This is a genomic window from Streptomyces sp. NPDC032940, assembly GCF_040636935.1.
In the GTDB taxonomy this organism is placed as follows: Bacteria; Actinomycetota; Actinomycetes; order Streptomycetales; family Streptomycetaceae; genus Streptomyces.
In genome coordinates, this window is sequence record NZ_JBEZVJ010000028.1 from 79,650 (window position 1) to 102,144 (window position 22,495).

The 22,495-nt window shown below is 73.2% G+C and carries 22 protein-coding genes and 3 pseudogenes; 15 read left to right on the top strand and 10 right to left on the bottom strand.

The genetic code is table 11. The features are described 5' to 3' along the window. Positions 1-47: 47 nt before the first annotated feature. The 5 genes from AB0E77_RS27555 (at position 48) to AB0E77_RS27575 (ending at position 4,957) form a co-directional block, all read left to right on the top strand. Positions 48-767, top strand: a complete 720-nt coding sequence (locus tag AB0E77_RS27555; protein ID WP_361575520.1) for a ferredoxin reductase — start codon at positions 48-50, stop codon at positions 765-767. A 248-nt stretch (positions 768-1,015) separates the two neighbouring features. After that, positions 1,016-1,600 carry a hypothetical protein gene (locus AB0E77_RS27560; RefSeq protein ID WP_361575426.1) on the top strand — a complete coding sequence of 195 codons (585 nt, stop codon included), beginning with the start codon at positions 1,016-1,018 and terminating at the stop codon, positions 1,598-1,600. A 159-nt stretch (positions 1,601-1,759) separates the two neighbouring features. Further along, positions 1,760-2,728: an acetylxylan esterase gene (locus tag AB0E77_RS27565; protein ID WP_361575429.1), complete on the top strand. Its 969-nt coding sequence runs from the start codon at positions 1,760-1,762 to the stop codon at positions 2,726-2,728. A gap of 129 nt (positions 2,729-2,857) precedes the next feature. After that, positions 2,858-4,024, top strand: coding sequence for a serine hydrolase domain-containing protein (locus AB0E77_RS27570; protein ID WP_361575432.1), 1,167 nt, complete (start codon positions 2,858-2,860; stop codon positions 4,022-4,024). A gap of 186 nt (positions 4,025-4,210) precedes the next feature. Further along, on the top strand, positions 4,211-4,957 hold the full coding sequence (locus AB0E77_RS27575) for a GntR family transcriptional regulator (RefSeq protein WP_361575435.1): 747 nt from the start codon (positions 4,211-4,213) through the stop codon (positions 4,955-4,957). A 15-nt stretch (positions 4,958-4,972) separates the two neighbouring features. Here the strand turns inward: AB0E77_RS27575 and AB0E77_RS27580 are convergent, their stop codons facing one another. Next, complete coding sequence (locus AB0E77_RS27580) at positions 4,973-5,698, bottom strand: class I SAM-dependent methyltransferase (protein WP_361575438.1); 726 nt, start codon at positions 5,696-5,698, stop codon at positions 4,973-4,975. Between the two features lie 4 nt (positions 5,699-5,702). Next, the gene (locus AB0E77_RS27585; protein WP_361575441.1) at positions 5,703-6,287 is read right to left on the bottom strand and encodes a PadR family transcriptional regulator; all 585 of its coding nucleotides are present in this window, start codon (positions 6,285-6,287) and stop codon (positions 5,703-5,705) included. A 70-nt stretch (positions 6,288-6,357) separates the two neighbouring features. On the opposite strand from AB0E77_RS27585, the gene AB0E77_RS27590 reads away from it, so the two are divergent. The 3 genes from AB0E77_RS27590 (at position 6,358) to AB0E77_RS27600 (ending at position 9,545) form a co-directional block, all read left to right on the top strand. Then, positions 6,358-6,753, top strand: a complete 396-nt coding sequence (locus AB0E77_RS27590) for a nuclear transport factor 2 family protein (protein ID WP_361575444.1) — start codon at positions 6,358-6,360, stop codon at positions 6,751-6,753. A 355-nt stretch (positions 6,754-7,108) separates the two neighbouring features. Beyond that, on the top strand, positions 7,109-8,245 hold the full coding sequence (rho, locus tag AB0E77_RS27595) for a transcription termination factor Rho (RefSeq protein ID WP_361575447.1): 1,137 nt from the start codon (positions 7,109-7,111) through the stop codon (positions 8,243-8,245). A gap of 118 nt (positions 8,246-8,363) precedes the next feature. Then, complete coding sequence (locus AB0E77_RS27600; protein ID WP_361575450.1) at positions 8,364-9,545, top strand: serine hydrolase; 1,182 nt, start codon at positions 8,364-8,366, stop codon at positions 9,543-9,545. A gap of 22 nt (positions 9,546-9,567) precedes the next feature. Here the strand turns inward: AB0E77_RS27600 and AB0E77_RS27605 are convergent, their stop codons facing one another. Continuing rightward, complete coding sequence (locus AB0E77_RS27605) at positions 9,568-10,500, bottom strand: glutaminase (protein ID WP_361575453.1); 933 nt, start codon at positions 10,498-10,500, stop codon at positions 9,568-9,570. Positions 10,501-10,608: 108 nt separating this feature from the next. Between AB0E77_RS27605 and AB0E77_RS27610 the strand changes: the two genes are divergently transcribed. Continuing rightward, positions 10,609-11,670 carry a fatty acid desaturase gene (locus AB0E77_RS27610; RefSeq protein ID WP_361575456.1) on the top strand — a complete coding sequence of 354 codons (1,062 nt, stop codon included), beginning with the start codon at positions 10,609-10,611 and terminating at the stop codon, positions 11,668-11,670. 19 nt (positions 11,671-11,689) lie between these two features. On the opposite strand, the gene crcB (AB0E77_RS27615) is transcribed toward AB0E77_RS27610, so the two are convergent. The 4 genes from crcB (AB0E77_RS27615) to AB0E77_RS27630 all read right to left on the bottom strand — a co-directional run bounded on the left by crcB (AB0E77_RS27615) (position 11,690) and on the right by AB0E77_RS27630 (position 13,383). Then, a complete protein-coding gene (gene crcB / locus AB0E77_RS27615) occupies positions 11,690-12,064 on the bottom strand; it encodes a fluoride efflux transporter CrcB (protein WP_361575459.1) in 375 nt (124 codons plus the stop codon). Beyond that, positions 12,061-12,456, bottom strand: coding sequence for a DUF190 domain-containing protein (locus tag AB0E77_RS27620; RefSeq protein ID WP_361575462.1), 396 nt, complete (start codon positions 12,454-12,456; stop codon positions 12,061-12,063). Before AB0E77_RS27620 ends, crcB (AB0E77_RS27615) begins: the two co-directional genes overlap by 4 nt. Continuing rightward, entirely contained in the window at positions 12,453-12,917 is a 465-nt protein-coding gene (gene crcB / locus AB0E77_RS27625; protein WP_361575464.1) for a fluoride efflux transporter CrcB, read from the bottom strand. Before crcB (AB0E77_RS27625) ends, AB0E77_RS27620 begins: the two co-directional genes overlap by 4 nt. Positions 12,918-13,056: 139 nt before the next feature. Further along, the gene (locus tag AB0E77_RS27630; protein WP_361575467.1) at positions 13,057-13,383 is read right to left on the bottom strand and encodes a helix-turn-helix domain-containing protein; all 327 of its coding nucleotides are present in this window, start codon (positions 13,381-13,383) and stop codon (positions 13,057-13,059) included. 181 nt (positions 13,384-13,564) lie between these two features. Between AB0E77_RS27630 and AB0E77_RS27635 the strand changes: the two genes are divergently transcribed. Further along, positions 13,565-13,963, top strand: a complete 399-nt coding sequence (locus AB0E77_RS27635) for a MarR family transcriptional regulator (RefSeq protein ID WP_361575470.1) — start codon at positions 13,565-13,567, stop codon at positions 13,961-13,963. Positions 13,964-14,023: 60 nt separating this feature from the next. Here AB0E77_RS27635 and AB0E77_RS27640 read toward each other — a convergent pair whose 3' ends face one another. Beyond that, on the bottom strand, positions 14,024-14,425 hold the full coding sequence (locus AB0E77_RS27640; RefSeq protein WP_225630392.1) for an SseB family protein: 402 nt from the start codon (positions 14,423-14,425) through the stop codon (positions 14,024-14,026). A gap of 214 nt (positions 14,426-14,639) precedes the next feature. Here AB0E77_RS27640 and AB0E77_RS27645 point away from each other — a divergent pair, with 214 nt between their 5' ends. Continuing rightward, the gene (locus tag AB0E77_RS27645) at positions 14,640-16,085 is read left to right on the top strand and encodes a glyceraldehyde-3-phosphate dehydrogenase (RefSeq protein WP_361575473.1); all 1,446 of its coding nucleotides are present in this window, start codon (positions 14,640-14,642) and stop codon (positions 16,083-16,085) included. On the opposite strand, the pseudogene AB0E77_RS27650 reads toward AB0E77_RS27645, so the two are convergent. Then, positions 16,007-16,488 (bottom strand): annotated as a pseudogene (locus AB0E77_RS27650) (nitronate monooxygenase); the annotation flags it as partial. The gene AB0E77_RS27645 and the pseudogene AB0E77_RS27650 overlap by 79 nt on opposite strands. Then, a pseudogene (locus tag AB0E77_RS27655) lies at positions 16,480-16,974 on the bottom strand (NEW3 domain-containing protein); the annotation flags it as partial. The pseudogenes AB0E77_RS27650 and AB0E77_RS27655, both read right to left, overlap by 9 nt. Between AB0E77_RS27655 and AB0E77_RS27660 the strand changes: the two are divergent. The 4 genes and pseudogenes from AB0E77_RS27660 to AB0E77_RS27675 form a co-directional block, all read left to right on the top strand. After that, positions 16,967-17,095, top strand: a pseudogene (locus AB0E77_RS27660) (peptide ABC transporter ATP-binding protein); the annotation flags it as partial. The pseudogenes AB0E77_RS27655 and AB0E77_RS27660 overlap by 8 nt on opposite strands. A gap of 105 nt (positions 17,096-17,200) precedes the next feature. Further along, positions 17,201-19,471, top strand: coding sequence for a hypothetical protein (locus AB0E77_RS27665; RefSeq protein ID WP_361575476.1), 2,271 nt, complete (start codon positions 17,201-17,203; stop codon positions 19,469-19,471). Between the two features lie 264 nt (positions 19,472-19,735). Continuing rightward, positions 19,736-20,815, top strand: coding sequence for a rhamnose ABC transporter substrate-binding protein (gene rhaS, locus AB0E77_RS27670; RefSeq protein ID WP_361575479.1), 1,080 nt, complete (start codon positions 19,736-19,738; stop codon positions 20,813-20,815). Positions 20,816-21,014: 199 nt separating this feature from the next. Further along, entirely contained in the window at positions 21,015-22,487 is a 1,473-nt protein-coding gene (locus tag AB0E77_RS27675; protein ID WP_361575482.1) for a ricin-type beta-trefoil lectin domain protein, read from the top strand. The last annotated feature ends 8 nt before the right edge of the window (positions 22,488-22,495 follow it).

The following is a 22,495-nucleotide window of genomic DNA, read 5'->3' on the forward strand; positions in this document are numbered from 1 at the left end:
CCACGGCGCACAGCGCACGCGCCTTCACTCCCCCGACGCGGTTCGCCGTGCCCGGGCGCATCGAGGTGGACGGCGGGGTGGCCGGGACGTGGCAGACCGCCACGCTCACGGAGGTCCGCCGGGAGACGCCCCGCGCGGCCACCTTCCGGCTGGCGGTGCCCGGCTGGGCGGGACACCTGCCCGGCCAGCACCTGATGCTGCGGCTGACCGCGCCCGACGGGTACGTGGCCCAACGCCACTACTCGCTGGCGTCCGCGCCCGACGACTCGGGCCACATCGAGCTGACCCTCGACCACGTCGCCGACGGCGAGGTGTCGGGCTGGTTCCACACGGTGGCCAGGCCCGGCGACCGGATCGAGGTGCGGGGCCCTCTCAGCGGCTTCTTCGCCTGGCCCGGCGACCGGCCCGCGCTGCTGCTGGGCGCCGGCTCCGGGGTGGTGCCCCTGATGTCGATGGTCCGCCACCACCGGGCGCGGGGTCTGTCGGTGCCGGTGCGGCTGCTGGTGTCGGCGCGCAGTCCGCGGGAGCTGATCTACGCGCGGGAGTACGGCCCGGAGACGACGCCCGTGTTCACCCGCGGCGCCCCCGCGGGGACGCCGGTGGGACGGCTGGCGGCCGCGCACCTGGCGCCGCTGCTCGCCGACCCGCCCGCCGGGGGCTGGGAGGCGTACGTCTGCGGCTCGAACTCCTTCGCGGAGCACGCCTCGCGCCTGCTGGTGGCGGCGGGACAGCCGGTGGACCGGATCCGCATCGAGCGCTTCGGCTGACCGCCGCGGCGGTCCCGGGCGCGGGCCGTGTTTCCCCGGTGCCGCGGCTGGGCACTTGGGCGGCGGCACGGGAACGGCCGTCCGGCCGCCCGCGCGAACGACGTGGTGGGCGGTGACACGGGCCGCCGGGCGGGTACGTGACCTGTGCGGGCACTCGCACGCGTGACGCGGTGCGGAGAGGGCGGCGGCCCCGCCTCGTACGGCCGGCCGTCCGGTCCTCCGGTCGCGGTGGTCGCGAGGAGGTCGACATGCGAACCGGGGTGCGCGGCTGGCGCTGGCGGCGCAATCCGCTCAGGCGCCGGTCGGACGTGGTGGAGGCGTGGACCGTCCTGCTCGTCGCCGTCCTGCTGGTCGTCGGCGCCCCGCTGCTGGGTGCCTTCGCCGCCGTGGGCGCCCAGGGCCAGGCGCAGCAGGTGGCGGAGCAGCAGCGCGCCGAACGCCACCGTGTGCGGGCCACGGTGGTCGACCGCACCCCCACCCGGCCGTCCTCGCTGGAGGGCGGCGGCGAGCAGTCGTACCGGGCGACCGTGCGCTGGACCACACCGGGCGGTGACACGCGGACCACGGTGAGCCGGGTCCCGGCCGGTGCCCGGCAGGGCGACGTGATCGCCGTGTGGCTCGACGCCCGCGGCCGGAGCGTGCCGCCGCCGCCCGGTGACTCCGCGGTCTGGGAGCACACCGTGACGGTCGGCGCGTTCACGACCCTGGGCGCCGCGCTCACGGTCCTCCTCGGGCACTGCGTCGTCCACCGGACGGCGCTGCGGCGGCGGATGGCCGAGTGGGAGCGCGACTGGGAGCGCACGGAACCGCAGTGGACGCACCGCCGGGCGTGACGCCGACGGCTCCCGGGCGCGGGTGACCCGACCACCTGGTCCGGCCACACGGCAGGGGCGGGCCCGGACCCGGGTGGATCTGGCAAGTCGTCGGACCACTCACGTACGGTGTGATCATCCGTACGGTCCGGCCCTGTCTCCCCGCAAAGGCGGTTCTCGATGGCCCTGTTCGACCTTTCGCTCGAGGAACTCCGCGCCCACCGCAGCGAGTCCACCGAGCCCGAGGACTTCGACGCGTTCTGGAGCAAGACCCTCCAGGAGGCTCGCGCGCACGACCTCGACGCCCGGTTCGAGCCGGTCGACACGGGACTGTCCACGGTGCGGGTGTACGACGTGACGTTCGCCGGGTTCGGCGGCCACCCGGTGAAGGGCTGGCTGATCCTGCCGGCCGCGGCCGGGGAACCGCTGCCGCTGGTCGTGGAGTTCGTCGGGTACGGCGGCGGACGCGGGCTGCCGCACGAGCACCTGCTGTGGGCGTCCACGGGCCGGGCGCACTTCGTGATGGACACCCGCGGTCAGGGCAGCGCCTGGGGCGGCGGTGGCGGCACCGCGGACCCGGTCGGCGGCTCGCCCGCGTACCCCGGCTTCATGACCCGGGGCATCGACGCCCCGGAGAACTACTACTACCGGCGGGTCTTCACCGACGCGGTGCGCGCGGTCGAGGCGGCCCGTTCGCACCCGCTGACGGACGCGGCGCGCACCGTGGCGGTCGGCGCCAGCCAGGGCGGCGGCATCGCGACGGCCGTCGGCGGCCTGGTACCGGACCTCGTGGCCGTCGCGCCGGACGTGCCGTTCCTCTGCGACTTCCCGCGCGCGGTGACGCTCACCGACCGGCACCCGTACCGGGAGGTCGGGCTGTACCTGAAGACGCACCGCGGCCGCACGGAGGACGCCCTGCGCACGCTGTCCTACTTCGACGGCGTGCACTTCGCGGCGCGCGGCCGGGCGCCCGCCCTGTTCTCGGCGGCTCTGGAGGACCAGACCTGCCCGCCGTCGACGGTCTTCGCTGCGTTCAACGCGTGGGCGCACGAGGACAAGGCGATCGAGGTGTACGACTTCAACGACCACGAGGGCGGCGGGCCCTACCAGGAGGCCGCGAAGCTGCGCTGGCTGCGCGCGTACGCCTGAGCCGGGGCGGGCCCCGGCGCGCACCCTTCCGTCCGGCCCGCACCCTTCCGTCCGGTCCGACCAGTCGGTACGTTCTTCGGGCCCGGGCCGTGACGTCGCGGCCCGGTTCCGGCACAGGACGGAGGGCCCATGGCAGAGCACGAGGCACAGGTCGGCGGTCACTGCGACGCCCGTTTCGCGGCGGTGCGCAGCGCGTTCGAGGAGAACTTCCGGGAGCGCGGCGAGCTGGGCGCGGCGGTGGCCGTCACCGTCGAGGGCCGGACGGTGGTGGACCTGTGGGGCGGCTGGGCCGACGCGGCCCGCACCCGCCCGTGGGAACGGGACACGCTCGTGAACCTGTGGTCGACGTCCAAGGGCCCGACCGCCCTGTGCGCGCACATCCTCGCCGACCGCGGACTGCTCGACCTCGACGCGCCGGTGGCCGCCTACTGGCCCGAGTTCGCGGCGTCGGGCAAGGAGAAGGTGCTGGTGCGGCATCTGCTGTCGCACCGCGCCGGCCTCAGCGGCCTGCGGGAACCGCATTCCCTGGCCGAGCTGTACGACTGGGAGGCGACCACCGCCCGGCTGGCCGCCATGGAGCCCTGGTGGGAGCCGGGCACCCGGTCCGGCTATCACGCGATCACCTTCGGTTTCCTGGTCGGCGAGGTCGTGCGGCGCGTGTCGGGGCTGCTGCCCGGGGCCTTCCTCGCGCGCGAGGTGACCGGGCCGCTCGGGATCGACTTCACCATCGGGCTGCCCGAGCGGGAGGCGGGCCGGGCGGCCGAACTGGTGCACCCCCGCGCCGCGGACGGCAGTGAACAAGCCGCGGTCCTTGCCCAGTTGGCGCCCGCGGCGGTCGCCGCCCTGGCCAACCCGCCGGTGGGCGCGGCGGAGGCGGGCACGGCGGCGTGGCGGGCCGCCGAGCTCCCGGCCGCCAACGGGCACGGTACGGCGCGTGCGGTGGCCGAGCTGTACGGGATCTTCGCGGGCCGGGGCGCGTACGGCGGCCACCGGCTGCTGTCCCCGGAGGCCGCCGAGCGGGTGCGCGAGGGCCAGGGCGCCTGCCGGGACCTGGTCCTCGGTGCCGGTTTCCCCCACGAGACGGAGCTCGGACTCGGGCTGTGGCTCAGTGGCCCCAACGGCTCCTACGGCCCCAATCCGCATGCTTTCGGACACGACGGCTTCGGCGGTTCCGCAGGACTGGCGGACCCCGAGGCCGGGGTCTCGCTGGGCTATGCGATGAACCGTATGGGCCCGCGCATCGCCGACGACCCGCGGAAGATGGCGCTGGTGGAGGCCCTGTACAGCGCATTGTGAGCGCCCCGCGAGCGCCCCGGCGCCCGGCACCCGGATCTCCGGCGCGGACAGGCGGTGCCCCGCGCCGGAGAGCCGGTTTCGGCCGAACCGGCGGGCCGCACTTCCCTACTGGTTTAGACCAATGGTACTCCTGGTGGCGCACCGAGCCCGCGCGGCTACCGAACGTCACCCACAGGAGGGCGCGGCATGACCCGCACCACCCCGCACGACGACTCCCTCCCCCACGCTCCGGACCCCCTGTACCGGCGGGTCGCCGGCCGGCTGCTCGACGAGCTGCGGCTCGGGGCCGTCCCGCCCGGCGAACGGCTGCCGGGAGAGCGCCGGCTGGCCGAGCGGTTCGGAGTCAGCCGCGAGACGGTGCGCCAGGCCCTGGAGGTGCTGCGCCGGGACGGTCTGGTCGCCACCGACCGGCGCGGCAGTCATGTCACCCTGCCGGGACCGCCCGCCGGAAGCCAGGCCTCCCTCACCTTCCCGGTCGGCGCCCGGGCGGCCGAGCCGGGCACCGGCGACCGGGCCACCGTCGTCTGGGAGGCACCGCCGCCGGAGCACGCGGCGGCGCTGGGGCTGGCACCGGGCCGGCCGACCCTGGTGCACCGCTATGTGTCGGCGACCCCGGACGGCACCGGGCGGCGGACGGCCGTGACGTCCTTCTCCGCCGTGGCGCTGGCCGAGGTGGCGGAGCTGGCCCGGTACCGCGACCGCGCCGACGGCTCAGGCTCCGCCCAGCTGCGCCGGGCCTACGACTGGATGCGCCGGGCGGGGCTGTCGCTGCACCACCGCGACACGATCACCCCGCTCGCGGACACCCCGGCGGTCCGGGTCACCCGGCGGGTGCACGACCAGTACGCGCGCCCGCTGGAGATCACCGACCTGGTGGTGGACTCCCAACGGGACCTGCTTGTCTACGAGTTCACGCTGCCGGCGGCGGGCTGACCCGGCGCGCGGCGCTCACGGCAGCCGCCGGGCCACGACCAGCCGTCCGCGCGGACTGCCGTCGGGCCGGAGACCGAAGCCGGGCAGGGTGTGCAGCTCGACCCGGAATCCGGTGCGCGCCAGCTCGCGGCCCACGTCGCCGAGGCGGAAGGTGCGGTAGTACATGACGAACGGCGGCCTCCACAGCGCGTTGCGCACGCGCATCGCCGCGTCGAAGCCCAGCAGCGCCCAGTACGCCCGGGTGCCGGGGCGGGGCGGGGCGCCGACGGGGAAGGCGAAGCAGCCGCCCGGCCGCAGCACGGAGCGCACCTGGGCGAACAGGCCCGGCAGCTCGCGGGGCAGGAAGTGCCCGAACGCGCCGAAGCTCACCACGAGGTCGAAGACGGGCCCGAACGGCAGGGCGCGGGCGTCCGCGCGCACCCAGGAGACCTCCGGCCCCTCCGGCACGGAACACTTGCGTGCCTGCGCGAGCATGCCCGCACTGAAGTCGACGCCCGTGACCCGTTCCCGGCACATCCGGCCGAGGACGCCCGCGCCCGCGCCCGTGCCGCAGCACAGGTCGAGGCCGGCGGCGAACGGCCCCATCGGCTCCAGCGCGGACGCCACGGCGTCCAGGACCCGGTCCGGCGTGCGGTACGGCGTGTGGTCGAACTTGGGGGCGAGCAGGTCGTAGCCCCGCTCGACCGACGACAGGGCCTGGACGGCGAGTTCGCGCAGGGTGGGGCCTTCGGGGCTGAACATCCGGTCAGCCTAGGGCCTGCCGGGCCGGGCTCGCGGTCGCGCGGCGCTCCAGCACCGCGAGGACACGGTCGCACCAGCGGGCGTTGTCCTGCTCGAAGGTGATCCCGGCGAGCAGCGTGAGGTAGGGGCCGACGCGGGCGGCGTCGCGCAGGTACTCCTCCTCCGTGCGGCCGTCGAGGAGGCGCTCGCGGACGCGCTCGTAGCGGGCGAGCTTGCCGAGGGCCCAGACCCTGCGCTCCTCGACCAGCGCGCGCACCACCTCGGGGTCGACGCCGTCCATGGCCTGCATCTTGATCAGGAACTCGTCGCGGACGGCGGTGGGACGCCGGGTGGGTTCGGCGGCGAAGGCGTCCAGCCGCTCCCGGCCGGCCCGCGTCAGCGAGAACAGGCGCTTGGTGGGCCGGCGCTCCTGCGGCACCGTCCGGGACTCGATCAGTCCCTCACCCGCGAGACGGTCCAGCTCCCGGTAGAGCTGCTGGGGCGTCGCGGGCCAGAAGTTGGCGAGCGAGACGTCGAAGACCTTGGACAGCTCGTAACCCGATGCCTCGCCCTCCAGGAGGGCGGCCAGGACGGCGTACTTGAGAGACATGTCGACACGCTAGCAAGAAGTGGCTACCCTACTCCGCACTTATTCAAATAGTTTAATAGGGAGGCTGACGATGCAGGCATTCCGCGCGGCCGTCGAGGCGCACGACATGGACGCCGTCGAGGCGCTGCTGGCCGAGGACGTGGTCTTCACCAGCCCGGTCGTGTTCAAGCCGTACCGCGGCAGGGCGATCACCTCGGCGATCCTGCGCGCCGTCGAGCGCGTCTTCGACGACTTCCGGTACGAGCGGGTCATCGGCGAGGAGGACGGCCGCGACCACGCGCTGCTGTTCGGCGCACGGATCGGCGACCGGCGGATCAGCGGCTGCGACTTCCTGCACCTCGACGAGGCCGGCCGCATCGACGAACTCACCGTGATGGTGCGCCCGCTGTCGGGGGCTCAGGCACTCCAGGCGGCCATGGCGGCGCAGTTCGAGCGGATCGCCGAGGAGGCGGCGCGGGAGGCCTGACGAGCATCGCACATTCCGTCCCGAAGCCCCGCCGGGCCGCGGTGCCCGGCGGGGCTCCGGGCTTTCCTCCGACCACACCGCCGCTCGCGGTGGTACAGTGCAAGAGCACCTGTGCACATCCCGTTCTCAGGGCTTCTTCTGACGCCGGTGCGATTCTCCCTCGGTTCGCCGACCCGCCCGTCCTGACACGACCGGCGCGTCCGCTTCCCGGCACAACCTCGTGACCAGGGTCTTCCCCCTGTCGTCCGAGGTGCCGTTCCCCGCCGTCCCCAGGGTGTCGTCCGACCCCTCGCACGGCGCACTCCCCCTTCCTTCCGTAAGTCTCATGACCGCGTCCGCGAAAGGACCGAGCACCATGACCACCACACTCGAACACCCCCCTGTGCAGCAGTCACCGGCCGAGATCGCCTCCGGTGTCCTCGACGTCGACGCGGGAGGCAAGGGCCGGCTGCGCGGCACCGGCCTGCTGCCCGGACCGTCCGACGCCCACCTCTCCCCCGCCCTGATCCGCCGGCACGGCCTGCGCAAGGGCGACCTGGTCGAGGGCGTCCTCGGCGACCGCAGCGCCCTCGGCGATGTCGTCCGGGTCAACGGGCGTACGCCCGGGAGCCAGGAGCGGCGGCACTTCCGGGACCTCACCCCGCTGCACCCGCACGAGCGGCTGCGTCTCGAACACCCCGCGGCCGGGCTGACCGGACGCGTCGCCGACCTGGTCGCCCCGGTCGGCAAGGGCCAGCGCGGCCTGATCGTCGCCCCGCCCAAGACCGGCAAGACCGTGCTGCTCCAGCAGATCGCCGCCGCCGTCGCCGGCAACCACCCCGACGCGCACCTGATGGTGGTGCTGCTCGACGAGCGGCCCGAGGAGGTCACCGACATGCGGCGCTCCGTCCGCGGCGAGGTGTACGCCTCGACGTTCGACCTGAGCGCCAAGCACCACATCGCGCTCGCCGAGCTGGTGATCGAGCGGGCCAAGCGCCTGGTCGAGGCCGGCGAGGACGTCGTGATCCTCCTCGATTCCCTGACCCGGCTGTGCCGGGCGCACAACAACGCCGCCGCCTCCGGCGGCCGCACGCTCAGCGGCGGCGTCGACGCCGGGGCGCTGCTCGGCCCCAAGCGGTTCTTCGGCGCCGCCCGCACGGCGGAGGAGGGCGGCTCGCTCACCATCCTCGCCACCGCGCTGGTGGAGACCGGCTCCCGCGCGGACGACTTCTACTTCGAGGAGCTCAAGAGCACCGGCAACATGGAGCTGCGGCTCAGCGGGGACCTCGCCTCCCGCCGCGTCTTCCCGGCCGTGGACCTGACCGGCTCCGGCACCCGCCGCGAGGAACTTCTGCTCTCCCCCGCCGAATCGACGGCCGTACGGGGGCTGCGGCGGGCCCTGGGAGCCCGGGACGGGCTGTCCGGCGTGGAGACGCTCCTCGAACGGATGCGCCAGACGCCGGACAACGCCACGTTCCTGCGGCGCGTCCAGCCGACCCTGCCCGCGGACTGACGCACCGACGAGCCGTGGTCCGCCCCGGACGGGTCCCGCCACCGCCATCCGGGTGCTCGTGGGCGCGGCTCGGCCCGGGCAGCGTGGCGTCGCGCGCACCCATTCCTACGTTTGCGGTATGACTATCGGATTTTCGTCTCGGGCATCCCGGTCCACCTGTGTGCTCTGTGTCGCGGGCCTGCTGACGCTCATGCCCGCCGCCGCGGCGGCCCGCACGGTGCGGCCGGACCCCGGTGCACCCGGCGGGCCACGGGCCACGGCGCCGCAGCCGTCCCTGTTGTACCGCTCCGGTACCCAGGTCCGGCTCCGCCCCGGCACGCCGGAGGTTCCCGACGTCTCCGCCCTGTCCTGGGTGGTGGCCGACGCCGGCAGCGGCGACGTGCTGGCCGCGCACGACGCGCACCGCAAGCTGCCGCCGGCCAGCACCCTCAAGACGCTGTTCGCGCTCACCGTGATGCCGGTCCTGCCGGGCGGCATCAGTCACCGGGTGAGCACCGAGGAGCTGTCGGACATCGGGCCCGGCAGCAGTCTGGTCGGCGTCGTGGAGGGCCACACCTATCGGGTCTCCGACCTCTGGAACGGCGTGTTCCTCAACTCCGGCAACGACGCGGTCCACGTCCTCGCGTCGCTGGTCGGGGGCTGGCGCACCGCCGCCGCCCGGATGCAGGCCGAGGCCCGCGCCCTCGGCGCCCGCGACACGCACGTCCGCACGCCCGACGGCTACGACGCGCCGGGCCAGGTCTCCTCGGCGTACGACCTGGCGGTCTTCGGACGGGCGGGGCTGCGCAACCCGGACTTCGCGCGGTACTGCGCGAGGATCGACGCGATGTTCCCCGACGGCGACGGGGACACGTTCGGGATCATGAACACCAACCGGCTGCTCACCGGTGCCGACGGGGTGGAGCCCTATCCGGGGCTGATCGGCATCAAGAACGGCTACACCAGCAGCGCCGGCAACACGCTCGTCGCCGCCGCCCGCCGCGACGGCCGCACCCTGGTGGTGAGCGTGATGAACCCTCAGGAGGGCGGTGGCTACGCCGTCTACGAGGAGGCCCGCTCGCTGCTCGACTGGGGGTTCGGCGCCGCCGGGCGCGTCGAACCCGTCGGCTCGCTGGTTCACGGGGGCACCCGGGCGCGGCCGGGTCCCCAGGCCGCACCCCCGACGGCGAGCGCGAAGCCGGCCCCCGGTGAGCCGGGCTGGCCGGAGACCGGCGCGATCCTCGGCGCGGCCGGACTCGGCGCGGGCGTCATGGCGCTGGCCCTGCGGCTCATGTTCGGCCGGGTGGAGCCGGACGACTGACCCGCGGGACGCAGGGGGCGGGTCAGAACACCGACAGTCCCGTGAGCGTGGTGAAGCGGTCCAGGGCCGCCACCCCGGCGACCGAGTTGCCCCGCTCGTCCAGGCCGGGGCTCCACACGCACAGCGTGCAGCGGCCGGGCACCACGGCGATGATGCCGCCGCCCACCCCGCTCTTGCCCGGCAGGCCCACCCGGTAGGCGAAGTCACCGGCCGCGTCGTACGTGCCGCAGGTCAGCATCACCGCGTTGACCTGCTTGGCCTGGCTGCGGCTCAGCAGCCGGGTGCCGTCGGCGCGGACCCCGTGCCGGGCCAGGAACCCGGTGGCGAGGGCGAGGTCGGCGCAGGACGCGGCGACGGAGCACTGGCGGAAGTACTGTTCCAGCAGGACCGGCACCGGGTTGTCGATGTTGCCGTAGGACGCCATGAAGTGGCCGAGGGCGGCGTTCCGGTCGCCGTGGGCCGTCTCGGACGCGGCGACGTCCTCGTCGAAGGTCAGGTCCGGGTTGCCGCTCTCGGCGCGCAGGAAGGCGAGGAGTTCGCCGGCCGCGTCGCCGGTGCGGGTGTGCAGGCGGTCGGTGACGACGAGGGCGCCCGCGTTGATGAACGGGTTGCGCGGGATGCCGTTCTCGTACTCCAGCTGCACCAGGGAGTTGAACGGGTTGCCGGACGGTTCGCGGCCGACGTGCTCCCACAGGGCGTCGCCCTCGCGGGCCAGGTCGAGGGCGAGGGTGAAGACCTTGGTGATGGACTGTGCGGAGAACGGCTGACGCCACTCCCCCACTCCGTACACCGTGCCGTCCGCCTCGGCGACGGCCATGCCGAAGCGGCGGGGGTCGCAGGCGGCGAGCGCCGGGATGTAGTCGGCGGGCCGGCCGCTGCCGGGGGTCCGCTCGATCTCCTCGGCGATGCGCTCCAGGACCGGCTGGAAGGTCGTCGGCGTGCTCATGGTCACCATCTTTCCCTCCGGGTGCCTCCCGGCGTCCGGGGGGTGGGGCTGGCTACACCCCCTCTTCGGGTGCAGACGTCATTCTGCGGGCGGGCGGCCGTTCACATACTGAAGCGCATGGCCGATTCCACCGTGCTCATCGAGACATCACCCGCCCGCGCAATACCCGAGAGGGAAGAGGAACGCGAAAGGGGAAGCGACTTCTCCGAACTGTCCCGGCGCATGGCCGAGGCGGGGCTGCTGCGGCGCCGCCCGCTGTACTACACGGTGCGTTTCGGCGCCGTGGGCCTCGCGCTCGCCGGCGTCGTCGCGGCCTTCGCCGTCCTCGGGGACAGCTGGGCCCAGTTGGCCGTCGCCGCGGCGGCGGCCGTCGTCTTCGGCCAGCTCGGTCTCGCCGCGCACGACCTCGCCCACCGGCAGGTCTTCTCCCGGCGCCGCCCGAGCGAGGCGGGCGGTCTGCTGGTGGCCGACCTGCTGCTGGGCATGAGCTACGGCTGGTGGATGAACAAGCACACCCGCCACCACGCCAACCCCAATCACGAGGGCAAGGACCCGGACGTCTCGCCCGACATCCTCGTCTGGTCGCGGCGTCAGGCGAGCCGGGCCAGGGGTCTTCCCCGGTTCGTCGGAAAGCATCAGGCCGCCCTGTTCTTCCCGCTGCTGACGCTGGAGGGCCTCAATCTGAGTTTCAGCAGCTTCAAGGCGCTGCGCAGCCCGTCCATGAAGAGGCCGGTGCTGGAGGGAACCCTTCTCGTCGCCCATTTCGTCCTGTACTTCGGCGGCCTGTTCACCGTTCTCTCCCCCGGCAGGGCGCTCGCCTTCATCGCCGTGCACCAGGGCCTGTTCGGGATCTATCTGGGCTCGGTCTTCGCGCCCAACCACAAGGGCATGCCGATGATCGAGGAGGGCACACGGCTCGACTTCCTGCGCCGGCAGGTCCTCACCTCCCGCAATGTGCGGGGCGGCGCCTTCGTCGACGCCTTCATGGGCGGCCTCAACTACCAGATCGAGCACCATCTGTTCCCCAGCATGCCGACGCCCGCCCTCGCCCGGGCACAGGTCATCACCGAGCGGTACTGCGCCGAACTGGGCGTCCCCTACCACCAGACCGGGCTGCTGGCCTCGCACCGGGAGGCGCTGCGGCATCTGCGCGGTGTCGGGGAACCGCTGCGCGACTGAGGGGACGGTGCGCGAGGGGTCACGCCCAGAGCGTGCCGGCCAGCGCCGCCCCCGCGCAGGCCGCGCCGAGGCCGGCCGCCACGCTCGCCCCGACGTTGACGAGGGCGTGCAGGCGGGCGCCCGTCCCGGTCAGCCGCAGCGTCTCGTAGGAGAAGGTCGAGTACGTCGTCAGGGCGCCGCACAGGCCGGTGCCGAGCAGCAGCTGGAGGCGGGAGGAGGCGGCTCCGGCGAGCGCCGCCCCGGTCAGCGCGCCGAGGATCAGACAGCCGACGACGTTCACCGTGAAGGTGCCCCAGGGGAAGACCGAGTCGTGCCGGGACTGCACGGCGCGGTCGGTGAGGTAGCGCAGCGGGGCGCCGACCATGGCGCCCGCGACGACCAGCAGCCAGTTCACGACGGCTTCCCGCCCTTCGGGTCCGTGCCGCCGCCCGGTCGTCCGCCGGGGGTCTTGTCGCGGCCGACGTACCGGATGACCTCGCAGTCGTCGAGGATCACCAGGCCCTCGGTGACGAGTTCGTCGAGCTCGGGCAGGAAGGCCCGTACGCGTTCCTCGGTGTCGACGACGATCACGGCCACCGGCAGATCCTCGCTGAGGGACAGCAGCCGGGTGGTGTGGATGAGCGAGGAGGCGCCGAAGCCCTCGATGCCGCGGAAGACGCTCGCGCCGGCGAGGCCCGCCCGGTGGGCGCGGTGGACGATCTCCGAGTACAGGGGCCGGTGGTGCCAGGTGTCGTTCTCGCCGACGAGGACGGTCAGGCGCAGGGCGCTGCCGGTGAGCCGTGTCATGGCTGCCTCCGCTTCAGGACGCGGCGGGTCGCCCATGCGGCGAGGGCGACCGCCGTGAGGGCCGCGAGCGGGGTCGCGGCGAGGTAGGCCAGGCCCGTGCGGACGTGGCCGGTGGCGAACAGCTGCCGGCTGTCGACGGCGTAGGTGGAGAAGGTGGTGAAGCCGCCGAGCACGCCGGTGCCGAAGAACGGCCGCACCAGGCGGTGGGCGGCCCAGACCTCGGTGATGAGGACCATGAAGACGCCGATCACCGCGCAGCCGGAGGCGTTGACCCAGAAGGTCGCCCAGGGGAAGCCGCCGGTGTGCGTGGGCCAGGCCAGGGAGACCGCGTAGCGGGCGGTGGCGCCCATGCCGCCGCCGAGCGCGACGACGGCGACGACCGGTGCCTGGGTCATCCGGACGGGGCGCCGGGGCGCGGCGCGGCCCAGTCCGCCGAGGCTGTCGGTGTCCGGGGCTGTCATGGTCGTGCGTCTCCCTACTCGCCGGGCATGGGGGTGCCCCCGTTCGCAAGTAGGGACCGTTGGCGGCGAGAGTGCCGCGGTTCGGGTACGGCGGGCCCCACCGCCGCGCCGCGGCCGGGAGCCGCGGCTGCGGGCCAGCTTAGCGCCGGTCTTCCGTGCGGGTCACCTCGGGAGCGGTCCGCCAGCCCTTCTCGAAGAGGCCGGCCACTTCGGCGATCCGGGCCTCGTCGGGCCGGTAGCGGGTGCGGCGGCGGAATCTGCCGGCGCGCAGGAGGCCGAGGGCGACGAGGAGGCGGAGGTGACGCTGGGCCACCCGGCGGGGCACGCCGAGCTTGGCGGCGACGAGGCCGGCGGGGACGCCGTGCGCGTAGGCGTCCGGGCGGCGTTGCGGTGGGAAATGCGCGTCCGGGTCCCTGAGCCACTCCAGGATGTCCCGACGCGTGCCGTGGGCGGGGGTCGCCGGCATCTCGCCCTCCCTCCGGGCCTTCCGGTGCCGTGTCGCTCCACTGTCCCGCAGCCTCCGCTCCGCTGTCCGGAACTCCGGCCGCTGTGTCCGGTACCGGCCGTCCGGCCGCGCCCTCCGGCTCCGCCCGGGCCACAGTAATTGCACGGTCAACGAACAATCCGTCGGGTGCTACGGTGCAGACATGGCAGCCAAGACGGCCGGGGCGCGGCTCGAGGAACGCTGGCGGGAGATCCTCTCGGTGCACGCGCGCACGATGTGCGAGATCGACCGTGTGCTGCATCCGTACGGACTGGGCGCGAGCGACTTCGAGGTGCTCGACATCCTGGTGACCGAGGCGCCGGACGAGGGCTCCCAGTGCCGGGTGCAGAATCTGGTCGGCCGGGTCCACCTCAGCCAGAGCGCGCTGTCCCGCCTCATCGCCCGGCTGGAGAAGGACGGGCTGGTGGAGCGCTCCATGTGCGCGGAGGACCGGCGCGGTGTGTGGGTAGCCCTGACCCGCAGGGGCCGCGAACTGCACTCCGAGGTGCTGCCGCTGCAGCGGTCGGTGCTGGCCCGCATGCTGGGCGACCACGAGGACTAGAACCTGTCGAGAGGCGGGCCGGCCCGGGCCCCCGTGCGGGGCGGGCCGGCTCCCGCTTCCCTAGGGACGTGCCAGCAGGGTGCGCACACCGTCCGACGTGAGCGTCAGCCGGTGCTCCGAGCCGGCGTCGATGGACAGCGACAGGTCGTCGGCCGGCCACTGCGCGGCGAGGGCTCCGAGCGGCACCATGCGGTAGCGCGAGACGTACGGCAGCAGGTCCGCCATCTCCAGCTCCGAGGTGAACACGGGCACCACCTGGCGGCCGCCCTGCTGCTCCAGCACCGGCAGCGCCAGCATCCCGGGGTCGGCGGCATCCTGCTCGTTCGCGTCGTCCGGTACCGGGACGAGCACGTCGCTGCTCGCGAGGGTGTCGAGCGCCGCCGTGTCCTCGGTGTTCTCGGCGAGCGCGTCCAGAGCCCGCTGGGCGGGGGTGGTCGGGTGGTCGTTCGCGGGTGTCTCCATGGCAGATTCCCTGGTAGCGGCGGTGAGGGCCCGCGCGTTGATCGGCACGAGCGCGGTCCAGCCTCGCGTACCCGGTGGCCCACGACGCAATCCTGTTCGAGGCACCGCACCGGCCGTGATCCGGCACTCATCTGATCAGGAGGGGGCCCACTTGATCGATCATAGGTGCGGTGGGGTTAGCATATGAGCGCCGCCTAGCTCGAAAGATAGAGACGTGACTGTCAACGACGACTCGTTCATCAATTGGAAGAACCGCGAGGAGATCGCGGAGTCGATGATCCCGATGATCGGGAAGCTGCACCGCGAGCGGGACGTCACCGTCCTGCTGCACAGCCGCTCCCTGGTGAACAAGTCGGTGGTCAGCATCCTCAAGACCCACCGCTTCGCCCGGCAGATCGCCGGTGCGGAGCTGTCGGTCACCGAGACGCTCCCCTTCGTCCAGGCCCTCACCACCCTCGACCTCGGTCCCTCGCAGATCGACGTCGGCATGCTGGCCTCCACCTACAAGGAGGACGACCGCGGCCTGTCGGTGGCGGAGTTCACCGCCGAGGCCGTCGCCGGCGCCACCGGTGAGAACAAGATCGACCGTCGTGAGCCGCGCGACGTCGTCCTGTACGGCTTCGGCCGCATCGGCCGGCTCGTCGCCCGCCTGCTCATCGAGAAGGCCGGCTCGGGCAACGGCCTGCGGCTGCGCGCCATCGTCGTGCGGGGCGGCGGCGACCAGGACCTGGTGAAGCGCGCCTCGCTGCTGCGCCGCGACTCGGTGCACGGTCAGTTCCAGGGCACGATCACCGTCGACGAGGACAACAGCACGATCCTCGCCAACGGCAACGCCATCAAGGTGATCTACGCCGACGACCCGACGCAGGTCGACTACACGGCGTACGGCATCAAGAACGCCATCCTCATCGACAACACCGGCAAGTGGCGTGACCGCGAGGGCCTGTCCAAGCACCTGCGCCCCGGCATCGACAAGGTCGTCCTGACCGCGCCGGGCAAGGGCGACGTCCCGAACATCGTGCACGGCGTCAACCACGACACCATCAAGCCGGACGAGCAGATCCTGTCCTGCGCGTCCTGCACCACCAACGCGATCGTGCCGCCGCTGAAGGCGATGGCCGACGAGTACGGGGTGCTGCGCGGCCACGTGGAGACCGTCCACTCGTTCACCAACGACCAGAACCTGCTGGACAACTACCACAAGTCGGATCGTCGCGGCCGGTCGGCGCCGCTGAACATGGTCATCACCGAGACCGGTGCGGCCTCCGCCGTCGCCAAGGCGCTCCCCGACCTCAAGGCGAAGATCAGCGGCAGCTCGATCCGCGTGCCGGTGCCGGACGTGTCGATCGCGATCCTCAACCTCCAGCTGGCCCGTGAGACGACCCGCGAGGACGTCCTCGACCACCTCCGTGAGGTGTCGCTGACCTCTCCGCTCAAGCGCCAGATCGACTTCATCAGCGCCCCCGACGCGGTCTCCAGCGACTTCATCGGCTCGCGTCACGCCTCGATCGTCGACGCCGGCGCGCTCAAGGTGGAGGGTGACAACGCCATCCTCTACCTCTGGTACGACAACGAGTTCGGCTACTCGTGCCAGGTCGTCCGCGTCGTCCAGCACGTGTCCGGGGTGGAGTACCCGACGTACCCGTCGCCGGCGGTCTGATCCCGGCAGCATGGGTGAGGGGCGGCGGGAGGATCTCTCCCGCCGCCCCTCACGCATGCCCGGTCAGGCCGTGAGCCCGCCACGAACAGCCTGGTCAGCACGGTCGGCGCGGTGATGGCGGTGCCGACCACGACGCTGTGCGCGCCGGCCGCGAGCGCCGACGCGGCCTGCCGCGGCGTCGCGATGCGGCCTCGGCGATGACCGGGGTGCCGAGAGCGCCGGCCAGGTCGGTCACCAGGGTCAGGTCCGGGGCGGTCTGCACCGGGGAGCCCGGGACGTAACCGGACAGGGTGGTGCCGATGAAGTCGGCGCCCTGGGCGGCGGCCGCACGTCCCTCGCCGACGGTGGACACGTCGGCCATGACGAGGGTGCCGGCCGCGTGGACGGCCTCGGCCAGTTCGGCGGCGCCGGCGTTCGCGGGGACGGCGACCGGGATCCTGACGTCCGCTCCCTGGCCCGGGGCGAGCGCGGGCACGACGACGCTCGGGGCGCTCCAGCCCGCGGGCAGCTTGAGGGAGACCGTGCCGGCCGGGAGGCGGACGTCGTTCTGGCTGACGACGCGGACGGTGACCTCGGTGGTCTTTCCGGCGGGCAGGGCGGCGGGCGGGGTGACGGTGACGGGGGCGCAGACGCCGCCGAGCCGTTTGAGGCCGAAGGACGAGTAGGTGATGTCCGCGTAGTCGTTCCGCTCCCACAGCAGGCCGACCCGGGAGTCGGCGAGGGTGCCGTCGTCGAGCGGGGTCAGCGTCGAGTAGGCGGCCGGGCCGGCCTCGACGGTCCTGCGGACCGGCCAGTCCTGCCCGTTGTCGCAGGAGAGGCGGACCGTGAGGTTGCTGCGGCTGCCGGTGGTCGCGGTGTTGCTGAACAGCAGCCAGGAGGCGCGCGGGTGGAAGGCGGACGACGCGTGCGCCACCGCCTTCCCGGCGGCGACGGACGGTCCCGACGGGCATCGCTGGCACTGCGTACACCCGCAGTCCGCGGCCGCGGCGCCGAGCACGGGCGGGCGGTAGGGCCCCGCCGGGTAACGGTGGGCGGCGGGGCCGCCGGCCGCCCACCGGCGGCGCGCCGTGTCGCGGGAGGCCGGCCGACGGCCGGCGGGCACGACAATGGGGCCCATGGAAGGACTGGTTCGCCGCTCGGCCTGGGTCCACGCGCTGGTGTGGACCGTGGCCGTGCTGAGCCTGACCGTCCTGGCCGCGGCCGCCGTCGTGCGCAGCACCGTGCTCGACCCCTCGTTCTACAGCCGGGTCCTCGAGGACGAGCACGCCTACCAGCGGTTCTACGACGAGGTGCTGGTGGACCCGCACAGCACTCCCCTGACCCAGGAGCTGCTGGACCGGCTCCCCGTGCCGCAGTCGACCATCACCTCGAACCTCAAGGTCGTCATCCCGCCGGAGACGCTGCGCACCATGGGCGACCGGCAGATCGCCGAGGTGATCCACTACCTGGAGGGCGACCGCGAGGGGCTGCGCGTCTGCGTGGACCTGGAACCCGTCGTCGCGAACGTCGAGCGGCTCAGCCAGGCGTACTTCGGTGAGGCGGTCGCCGCCCTGCAACAGCGCGCGGAGCCCGATTTCCAGGCCTTCGTGCAACGCGTGTCCGAGGTGGCCGCGCAGGTCGTGGCGGGCGAGGCGCCGCTGGACAGCCTGCCGACGCTGCCGCTCTCCCGGGACCAGGCGGCCGCGGCCACCGAGGTTCTGCTGCGGCTGGTGCCGCAGGGCTCGCGCGCCGCCCTCGCGCCCACCCTGGAGGCCGCGCTGGACCGGGGTGACGTGGCCGCGGCGCTGGCCGCGCTCGCGCCGGTGGCCCTCACGGACCAGGTCCGCGCGACCGCCGCGGAGTTGCTGCGCGAGGCGCGCGACGGCACCTGGGTCATCACCGTGCGCGTCGATCCGTTCCGCGACGAGCTGGCCCCGGTGCACCGGGCACGGGCGGTCACGCGGCTGTTCCAGCAGGTCGTGGAGCCGGTCGCCGCGCTCCTGTGCGTGGCCGCGCTCTCGCTGCTGTGGTTCTCCGGGCCGGCCCCGGTCAAGCGGCGGCTGATGCCGCTGGGCTGGGTGCCGGCCGCCGCCGCCTCGCTCACCGCGCTGGCGGTGTTCCTGCTCCGGCTCACGCTGGGCGACGCGCTCTTCCGGGCGCCGCCGTCGTGGCCCCCGACGGCCGCCCGACTTCTGGCCGACGTGCAGGCGACCGCGCTCGACCGCCTGCTCACCACGGCCACCGTCGTCGCCGTGATCCTGCTCGCCGCGGGGGCGCTGCTGATCACCGTCGGCTGGGTCTGGCAGACCAGACCGGCGGTGCCGGTGTTCACCGACCCGCGGCACGGGCCGGCGCTGACCGTCGTGGTGTCGGCGTGCGCACTGGCCGGGACCGTGTTCGCCCCCGTGGCGCTGACCGGACCCACCCCGCGGATCTGCCAGGGCAGCGCCGAGCTGTGCGACGCCCGCTACGACGAGATCGCCCAGCTCGCGGCGCACAACGCGATGGCCACGACGGCGGACCGTTTCATCGGCCCCCTCCAGGATCCCGACATCGTGGGCCAGCTGGACGCCGGGGTGCGCGCCCTGCTCCTGGACACCCACCGCTGGGAGCGGCCCGAGGAGGTCGCGGACCGGCTGAACGCCTCCGAGTTCTCCCCGGAACTGCGCGGGCAGCTCACCAGGATCCTGGGGCGGGTGAACCCGCCGCACCCGGGCCTGTGGCTGTGTCACTCGGTGTGCGGCGCGGGCGCGCTGCAACTGACGCCGACTCTGCGTCAGATCGGCGACTGGCTGCGGGCGCACCCCACGGAGATCGTCACCCTGATCCTCCAGGACGGGGTCGACGCCACGGCCACCCAGCGGGCCTTCGAGCGGGCCGGCCTCGGCCGCCTGCTGTACGCACCGGACCCCGACCCGGACCGCCCGTGGCCGAAGCTCAAGGACATGATCGACAGTGGCCGGCGGCTGGTGGTCTTCGCGGAGAAGGCGGACGGCCCCGCCCCGTGGTACCGGAACTTCTACCGGTACGGCATGGAGACGCCGTTCGCCGTGCGCAGCCCCGACGCGATGACCTGTCTGCCCAACCGGGGCGGCACGGACAAGCGGCTGTTCCTGCTCAACCACTTCGTCACGGCCGGCGGCGGCCGGCGGCTGGACACCGGCACGGTCAACTCCCGCCGGCGGGTGCGGGAGCGGGCGCACGACTGTGAGCGCCGGCGGGACCGGCCGGTCAACTTCGTCGCCGTGGACTACGCCACGATCGGCGACGCCCGGGGCGCCGTCGACGACCTCAACGCCGAGCGGCTCCACGACGATCCGCGGTTCCCCGTGCAGCGGTCGCCGGAGAGGATCACCGATGCGGCCCGGCCCCGGACGGAACCGCGCGAGCCGAAGCACGGTCGTTAATCGATTCAACAACTACCCCTGCCGCAAAGGCACTCCGCAGGAAAAGTCTGTGCACGACCGTTGACGGAGCGCACACGGCTTCCCTAACGTTCCCCAGGCACAGGGACTGAAACCATTCAGACGGCGGGGACCACCGCCCGTCCGGCGGGTCGAGCCAGTGGCCGACCGTCGTGGCCGGGGCGGCATCACGCGCGCCTCCGAACGTCCCGCCGGGGCTCCCGTGCGTCCGCGCGCATCCTCATGTCCAGAAGGAACCGAATCGCCATGAGCACCACGAACCCGCACCGCTGGGCGCCGGCTCTCGTCACCGTGCTGTCGCTCGCCCTCGGCTGCACCGCCTGCGCGGGGGACGACGCGGCGGACGACTCCGCCGCGAATCCCACGGCCGCCGGACGAGCCCATCCCGGGGCTCCGACCAAGAAGGGGCTGGTCGTCGGCTTCGTCCCCAAGCAGGCGCAGGGCAATCTGTACTTCTCCGCCGCCGGCCGGGGCGGCGAGCAGGCGGTCACCCGACTCGGCTCCGACTACAAGGAGTCGGGCACCGACAGCAGCACCGACACGGCGGGACAGATCGCCCGCGTCGAGGAACTGACCGAGCAGGGCGCCGACGCGGTCGTCGTGTCCGCGCAGGACCCACAAGCCCTGTGCCCCGCCCTGAAGGAGGCCATGGAGCAGGGCGTCAAGGTCGTCACCTACGACTCGGACACCAGCCCGGAGTGCCGTCACGTCTTCGTCGCCCCGGTGAGTCCGGAGGAACTGGCATACACCCAGGTGCAGGTGCTCGCCCAGCAGATCGACTACGCGGGGGACATCGCGATCCTGTCCGCTGCACAGTCGGCGACCAACCAGAACAGCTGGATCTCCTTCATGCGCGAGGAGCTGAAGGACCCCCGGTACCGGGACATGAAGCTGGTCGAGGTGGCCTACGGCGACGACGACCACCAGAAGTCGCTCCAGAAGACGCGGGACCTCCTGCGGGCCCACCCGGGCCTGAAGGGGATCATCTCCCCGACCACCGTCGGCATCAGGGCCGCGGCCGAGTACCTGTCGGGCTCCGAGTTCAAGGGCAAGGTCAGGCTGACCGGCCTCGGCACCCCCAACGACCTGCGCGAGTACGTCGAGGACGGCACCGTCGAGGCGTTCGAACTCTGGGATCCGGCGCGGCTCGGGGACCTCGCCGCGCGCGCCGCCGTCGCCCTCGCCTCCGGGCAGATCACCGGCAGGGAGGGACAGCTCCTGCAAGGGGAGAAGGACGGCTGGTGGACCGTCAAGAAGGACGGGGTGATCACGCTGGACCAGCCGACGCTCTTCAACGCCGAGAACATCGACGACTACGACTTCTGACGGGCTTCCGGCGGGCCTCTGACGAGCTTCTGACGGGCTTCCGGCGGGCTTCTGACGGGCTTCTGACGGCGGTTTCGCATCTGATCGAGTCGGTTCGGTTGCCCCGCCGCTCATTGCCGCGGGTGAGGTGAGGGGGCTTCAGTGGCTGGGCCGACATGCGTCCGGCCCAGCCACCGTCCCTTCCCCACAGGAGACAGCCGTGCCTCACCGCACCCGCCCCGCAGGGGGCCGTACCGCTCCCCTTCGCCGCTCGTCCCGGCGTCTGCTCACCACCGCCCTGGCCACGCTGGTCGCCGCTCCCCTCGCGCTGCTGTCCGCGGCGCCGGAAGCCGGAGCCGCCCCGAGCGACACCGACGCGGCCCGGTTCAAGGGCGTCAACTGGGCCCGTCCCGGTGACAACTACGTGGACGGTCCGGTCGTCCCGGAGGGCCTGGCCGTCACGGACAGCTATGCGACCGTCAAGGCCAAGGCCACCGCCGTCTACGCCGGTTTCCGCCGCACCTCCGGCGCCGACACCGTACGGCTGCCGGTCAACACGCAGTCCGCGCCCGGCACATCGTGGGGTGACGCCTACGCCGGCGCGGTCGACGCGGCGACCGCCATGGGCTTCAAGGTGATCCTCTCCTACTGGGAGGACGGCGCGTCCTCCGGCGGAAAGATCACCGACACTCAGGCCTTCGACGCGATGTGGGACGCCGTCGTCGCGAAGTACGGCTCGAACCCCGGCGTCTACTTCGAGCCCATGAACGAGCCCCACGGCTACACGGCCGCGGCCTGGGCCGACGTGGCCGCCGCCTGGCTGGCGGCCCGCCCCTCCGTGCCCCGCGACCGGGTCGTCATCAGCGGCAGCGGCTACAACGGCGAGGTCACCTCGGTCTGCGCCGACAGCCGGCTCGACGGCACCCATCTCTCCCTGCACCTGTACGCCTTCCAGTTCGGCCCGAAGACCTACGACGAGTGGGTCACCGAGTTCAGGAACCGCATCGGGTCGTGCGGGCCGCGCACGGTGATGGACGAGTTCGGCGCCCCCATGGACGACGGCCGCGACTACGGCGACGCGGCGAGCACCGACAACTTCGTCCGCTATCTGCGCGCCGCCACCGACGTCATCCGCTCCCTCGGCATGGGAGGCGTCTACTGGCCGGGCCTCGGCGGCAAGCACACGTACCGTCCGGACTACGACTGGTACGCGCTCTACCGCCTGGAGGGCAGCGGAACCGGCCTCCGGCTGCGTGTGCACAACACGACGGGCCTGGACCGGCTCGCCTACGCCTGGGGGCTGCGCGGCGGCTCGCCCACGACCGCGCTGCGGAACGACGGCACTCAGGGGTGTCTCGACGTCCCCGGCGGCGTCCACGACGACCGCACCCAGGTCACCTCCTACGCCTGCAACGGGGGCGCCAACCAGAAGTGGACCAGGACCGCGACGGGACAGATCAGCGTCTACGGCGGGGAGAAGTGCCTGGACGCGCTGGGCGGGGGAACCGCGAACGGGACGCGGGTCGGCATCTACGACTGCAACGGCGGCGCGAACCAGAAGTGGGCCTTCCACTCCGACGGCACCGTGCGCGGCGTCGAGTCGGGACTCTGCCTGGACGTGGACAAGGCCACGTCCAAGGTCCAGCTGTACGCCTGCTGGGGCGGCGCCAACCAGAAGTGGCAGCTCGCCTGAGCGAGGTG

What these genes read in the sequence shown, in the direction of transcription:
- AB0E77_RS27560 (WP_361575426.1), top strand. Translation starts at nt 1,016, where the DNA reads ATGCGAACCGGGGTGCGCGGCTGGCGCTGGCGGCGCAATCCGCTCAGG.
- AB0E77_RS27565 (WP_361575429.1), top strand. Translation starts at nt 1,760, where the DNA reads ATGGCCCTGTTCGACCTTTCGCTCGAGGAACTCCGCGCCCACCGCAGC.
- AB0E77_RS27570 (WP_361575432.1), top strand. Translation starts at nt 2,858, where the DNA reads ATGGCAGAGCACGAGGCACAGGTCGGCGGTCACTGCGACGCCCGTTTC.
- AB0E77_RS27575 (WP_361575435.1), top strand. Translation starts at nt 4,211, where the DNA reads ATGACCCGCACCACCCCGCACGACGACTCCCTCCCCCACGCTCCGGAC.
- AB0E77_RS27580 (WP_361575438.1), bottom strand. Translation starts at nt 5,698, where the DNA reads ATGTTCAGCCCCGAAGGCCCCACCCTGCGCGAACTCGCCGTCCAGGCC.
- AB0E77_RS27585 (WP_361575441.1), bottom strand. Translation starts at nt 6,287, where the DNA reads ATGTCTCTCAAGTACGCCGTCCTGGCCGCCCTCCTGGAGGGCGAGGCA.
- AB0E77_RS27590 (WP_361575444.1), top strand. Translation starts at nt 6,358, where the DNA reads ATGCAGGCATTCCGCGCGGCCGTCGAGGCGCACGACATGGACGCCGTC.
- rho (WP_361575447.1), top strand. Translation starts at nt 7,109, where the DNA reads ATGACCACCACACTCGAACACCCCCCTGTGCAGCAGTCACCGGCCGAG.
- AB0E77_RS27600 (WP_361575450.1), top strand. Translation starts at nt 8,364, where the DNA reads ATGACTATCGGATTTTCGTCTCGGGCATCCCGGTCCACCTGTGTGCTC.
- AB0E77_RS27605 (WP_361575453.1), bottom strand. Translation starts at nt 10,500, where the DNA reads ATGGTGACCATGAGCACGCCGACGACCTTCCAGCCGGTCCTGGAGCGC.
- AB0E77_RS27610 (WP_361575456.1), top strand. Translation starts at nt 10,609, where the DNA reads ATGGCCGATTCCACCGTGCTCATCGAGACATCACCCGCCCGCGCAATA.
- AB0E77_RS27620 (WP_361575462.1), bottom strand. Translation starts at nt 12,456, where the DNA reads ATGACACGGCTCACCGGCAGCGCCCTGCGCCTGACCGTCCTCGTCGGC.
- crcB (WP_361575464.1), bottom strand. Translation starts at nt 12,917, where the DNA reads ATGACAGCCCCGGACACCGACAGCCTCGGCGGACTGGGCCGCGCCGCG.
- AB0E77_RS27630 (WP_361575467.1), bottom strand. Translation starts at nt 13,383, where the DNA reads ATGCCGGCGACCCCCGCCCACGGCACGCGTCGGGACATCCTGGAGTGG.
- AB0E77_RS27635 (WP_361575470.1), top strand. Translation starts at nt 13,565, where the DNA reads ATGGCAGCCAAGACGGCCGGGGCGCGGCTCGAGGAACGCTGGCGGGAG.
- AB0E77_RS27640 (WP_225630392.1), bottom strand. Translation starts at nt 14,425, where the DNA reads ATGGAGACACCCGCGAACGACCACCCGACCACCCCCGCCCAGCGGGCT.
- AB0E77_RS27665 (WP_361575476.1), top strand. Translation starts at nt 17,201, where the DNA reads ATGGAAGGACTGGTTCGCCGCTCGGCCTGGGTCCACGCGCTGGTGTGG.
- rhaS (WP_361575479.1), top strand. Translation starts at nt 19,736, where the DNA reads ATGAGCACCACGAACCCGCACCGCTGGGCGCCGGCTCTCGTCACCGTG.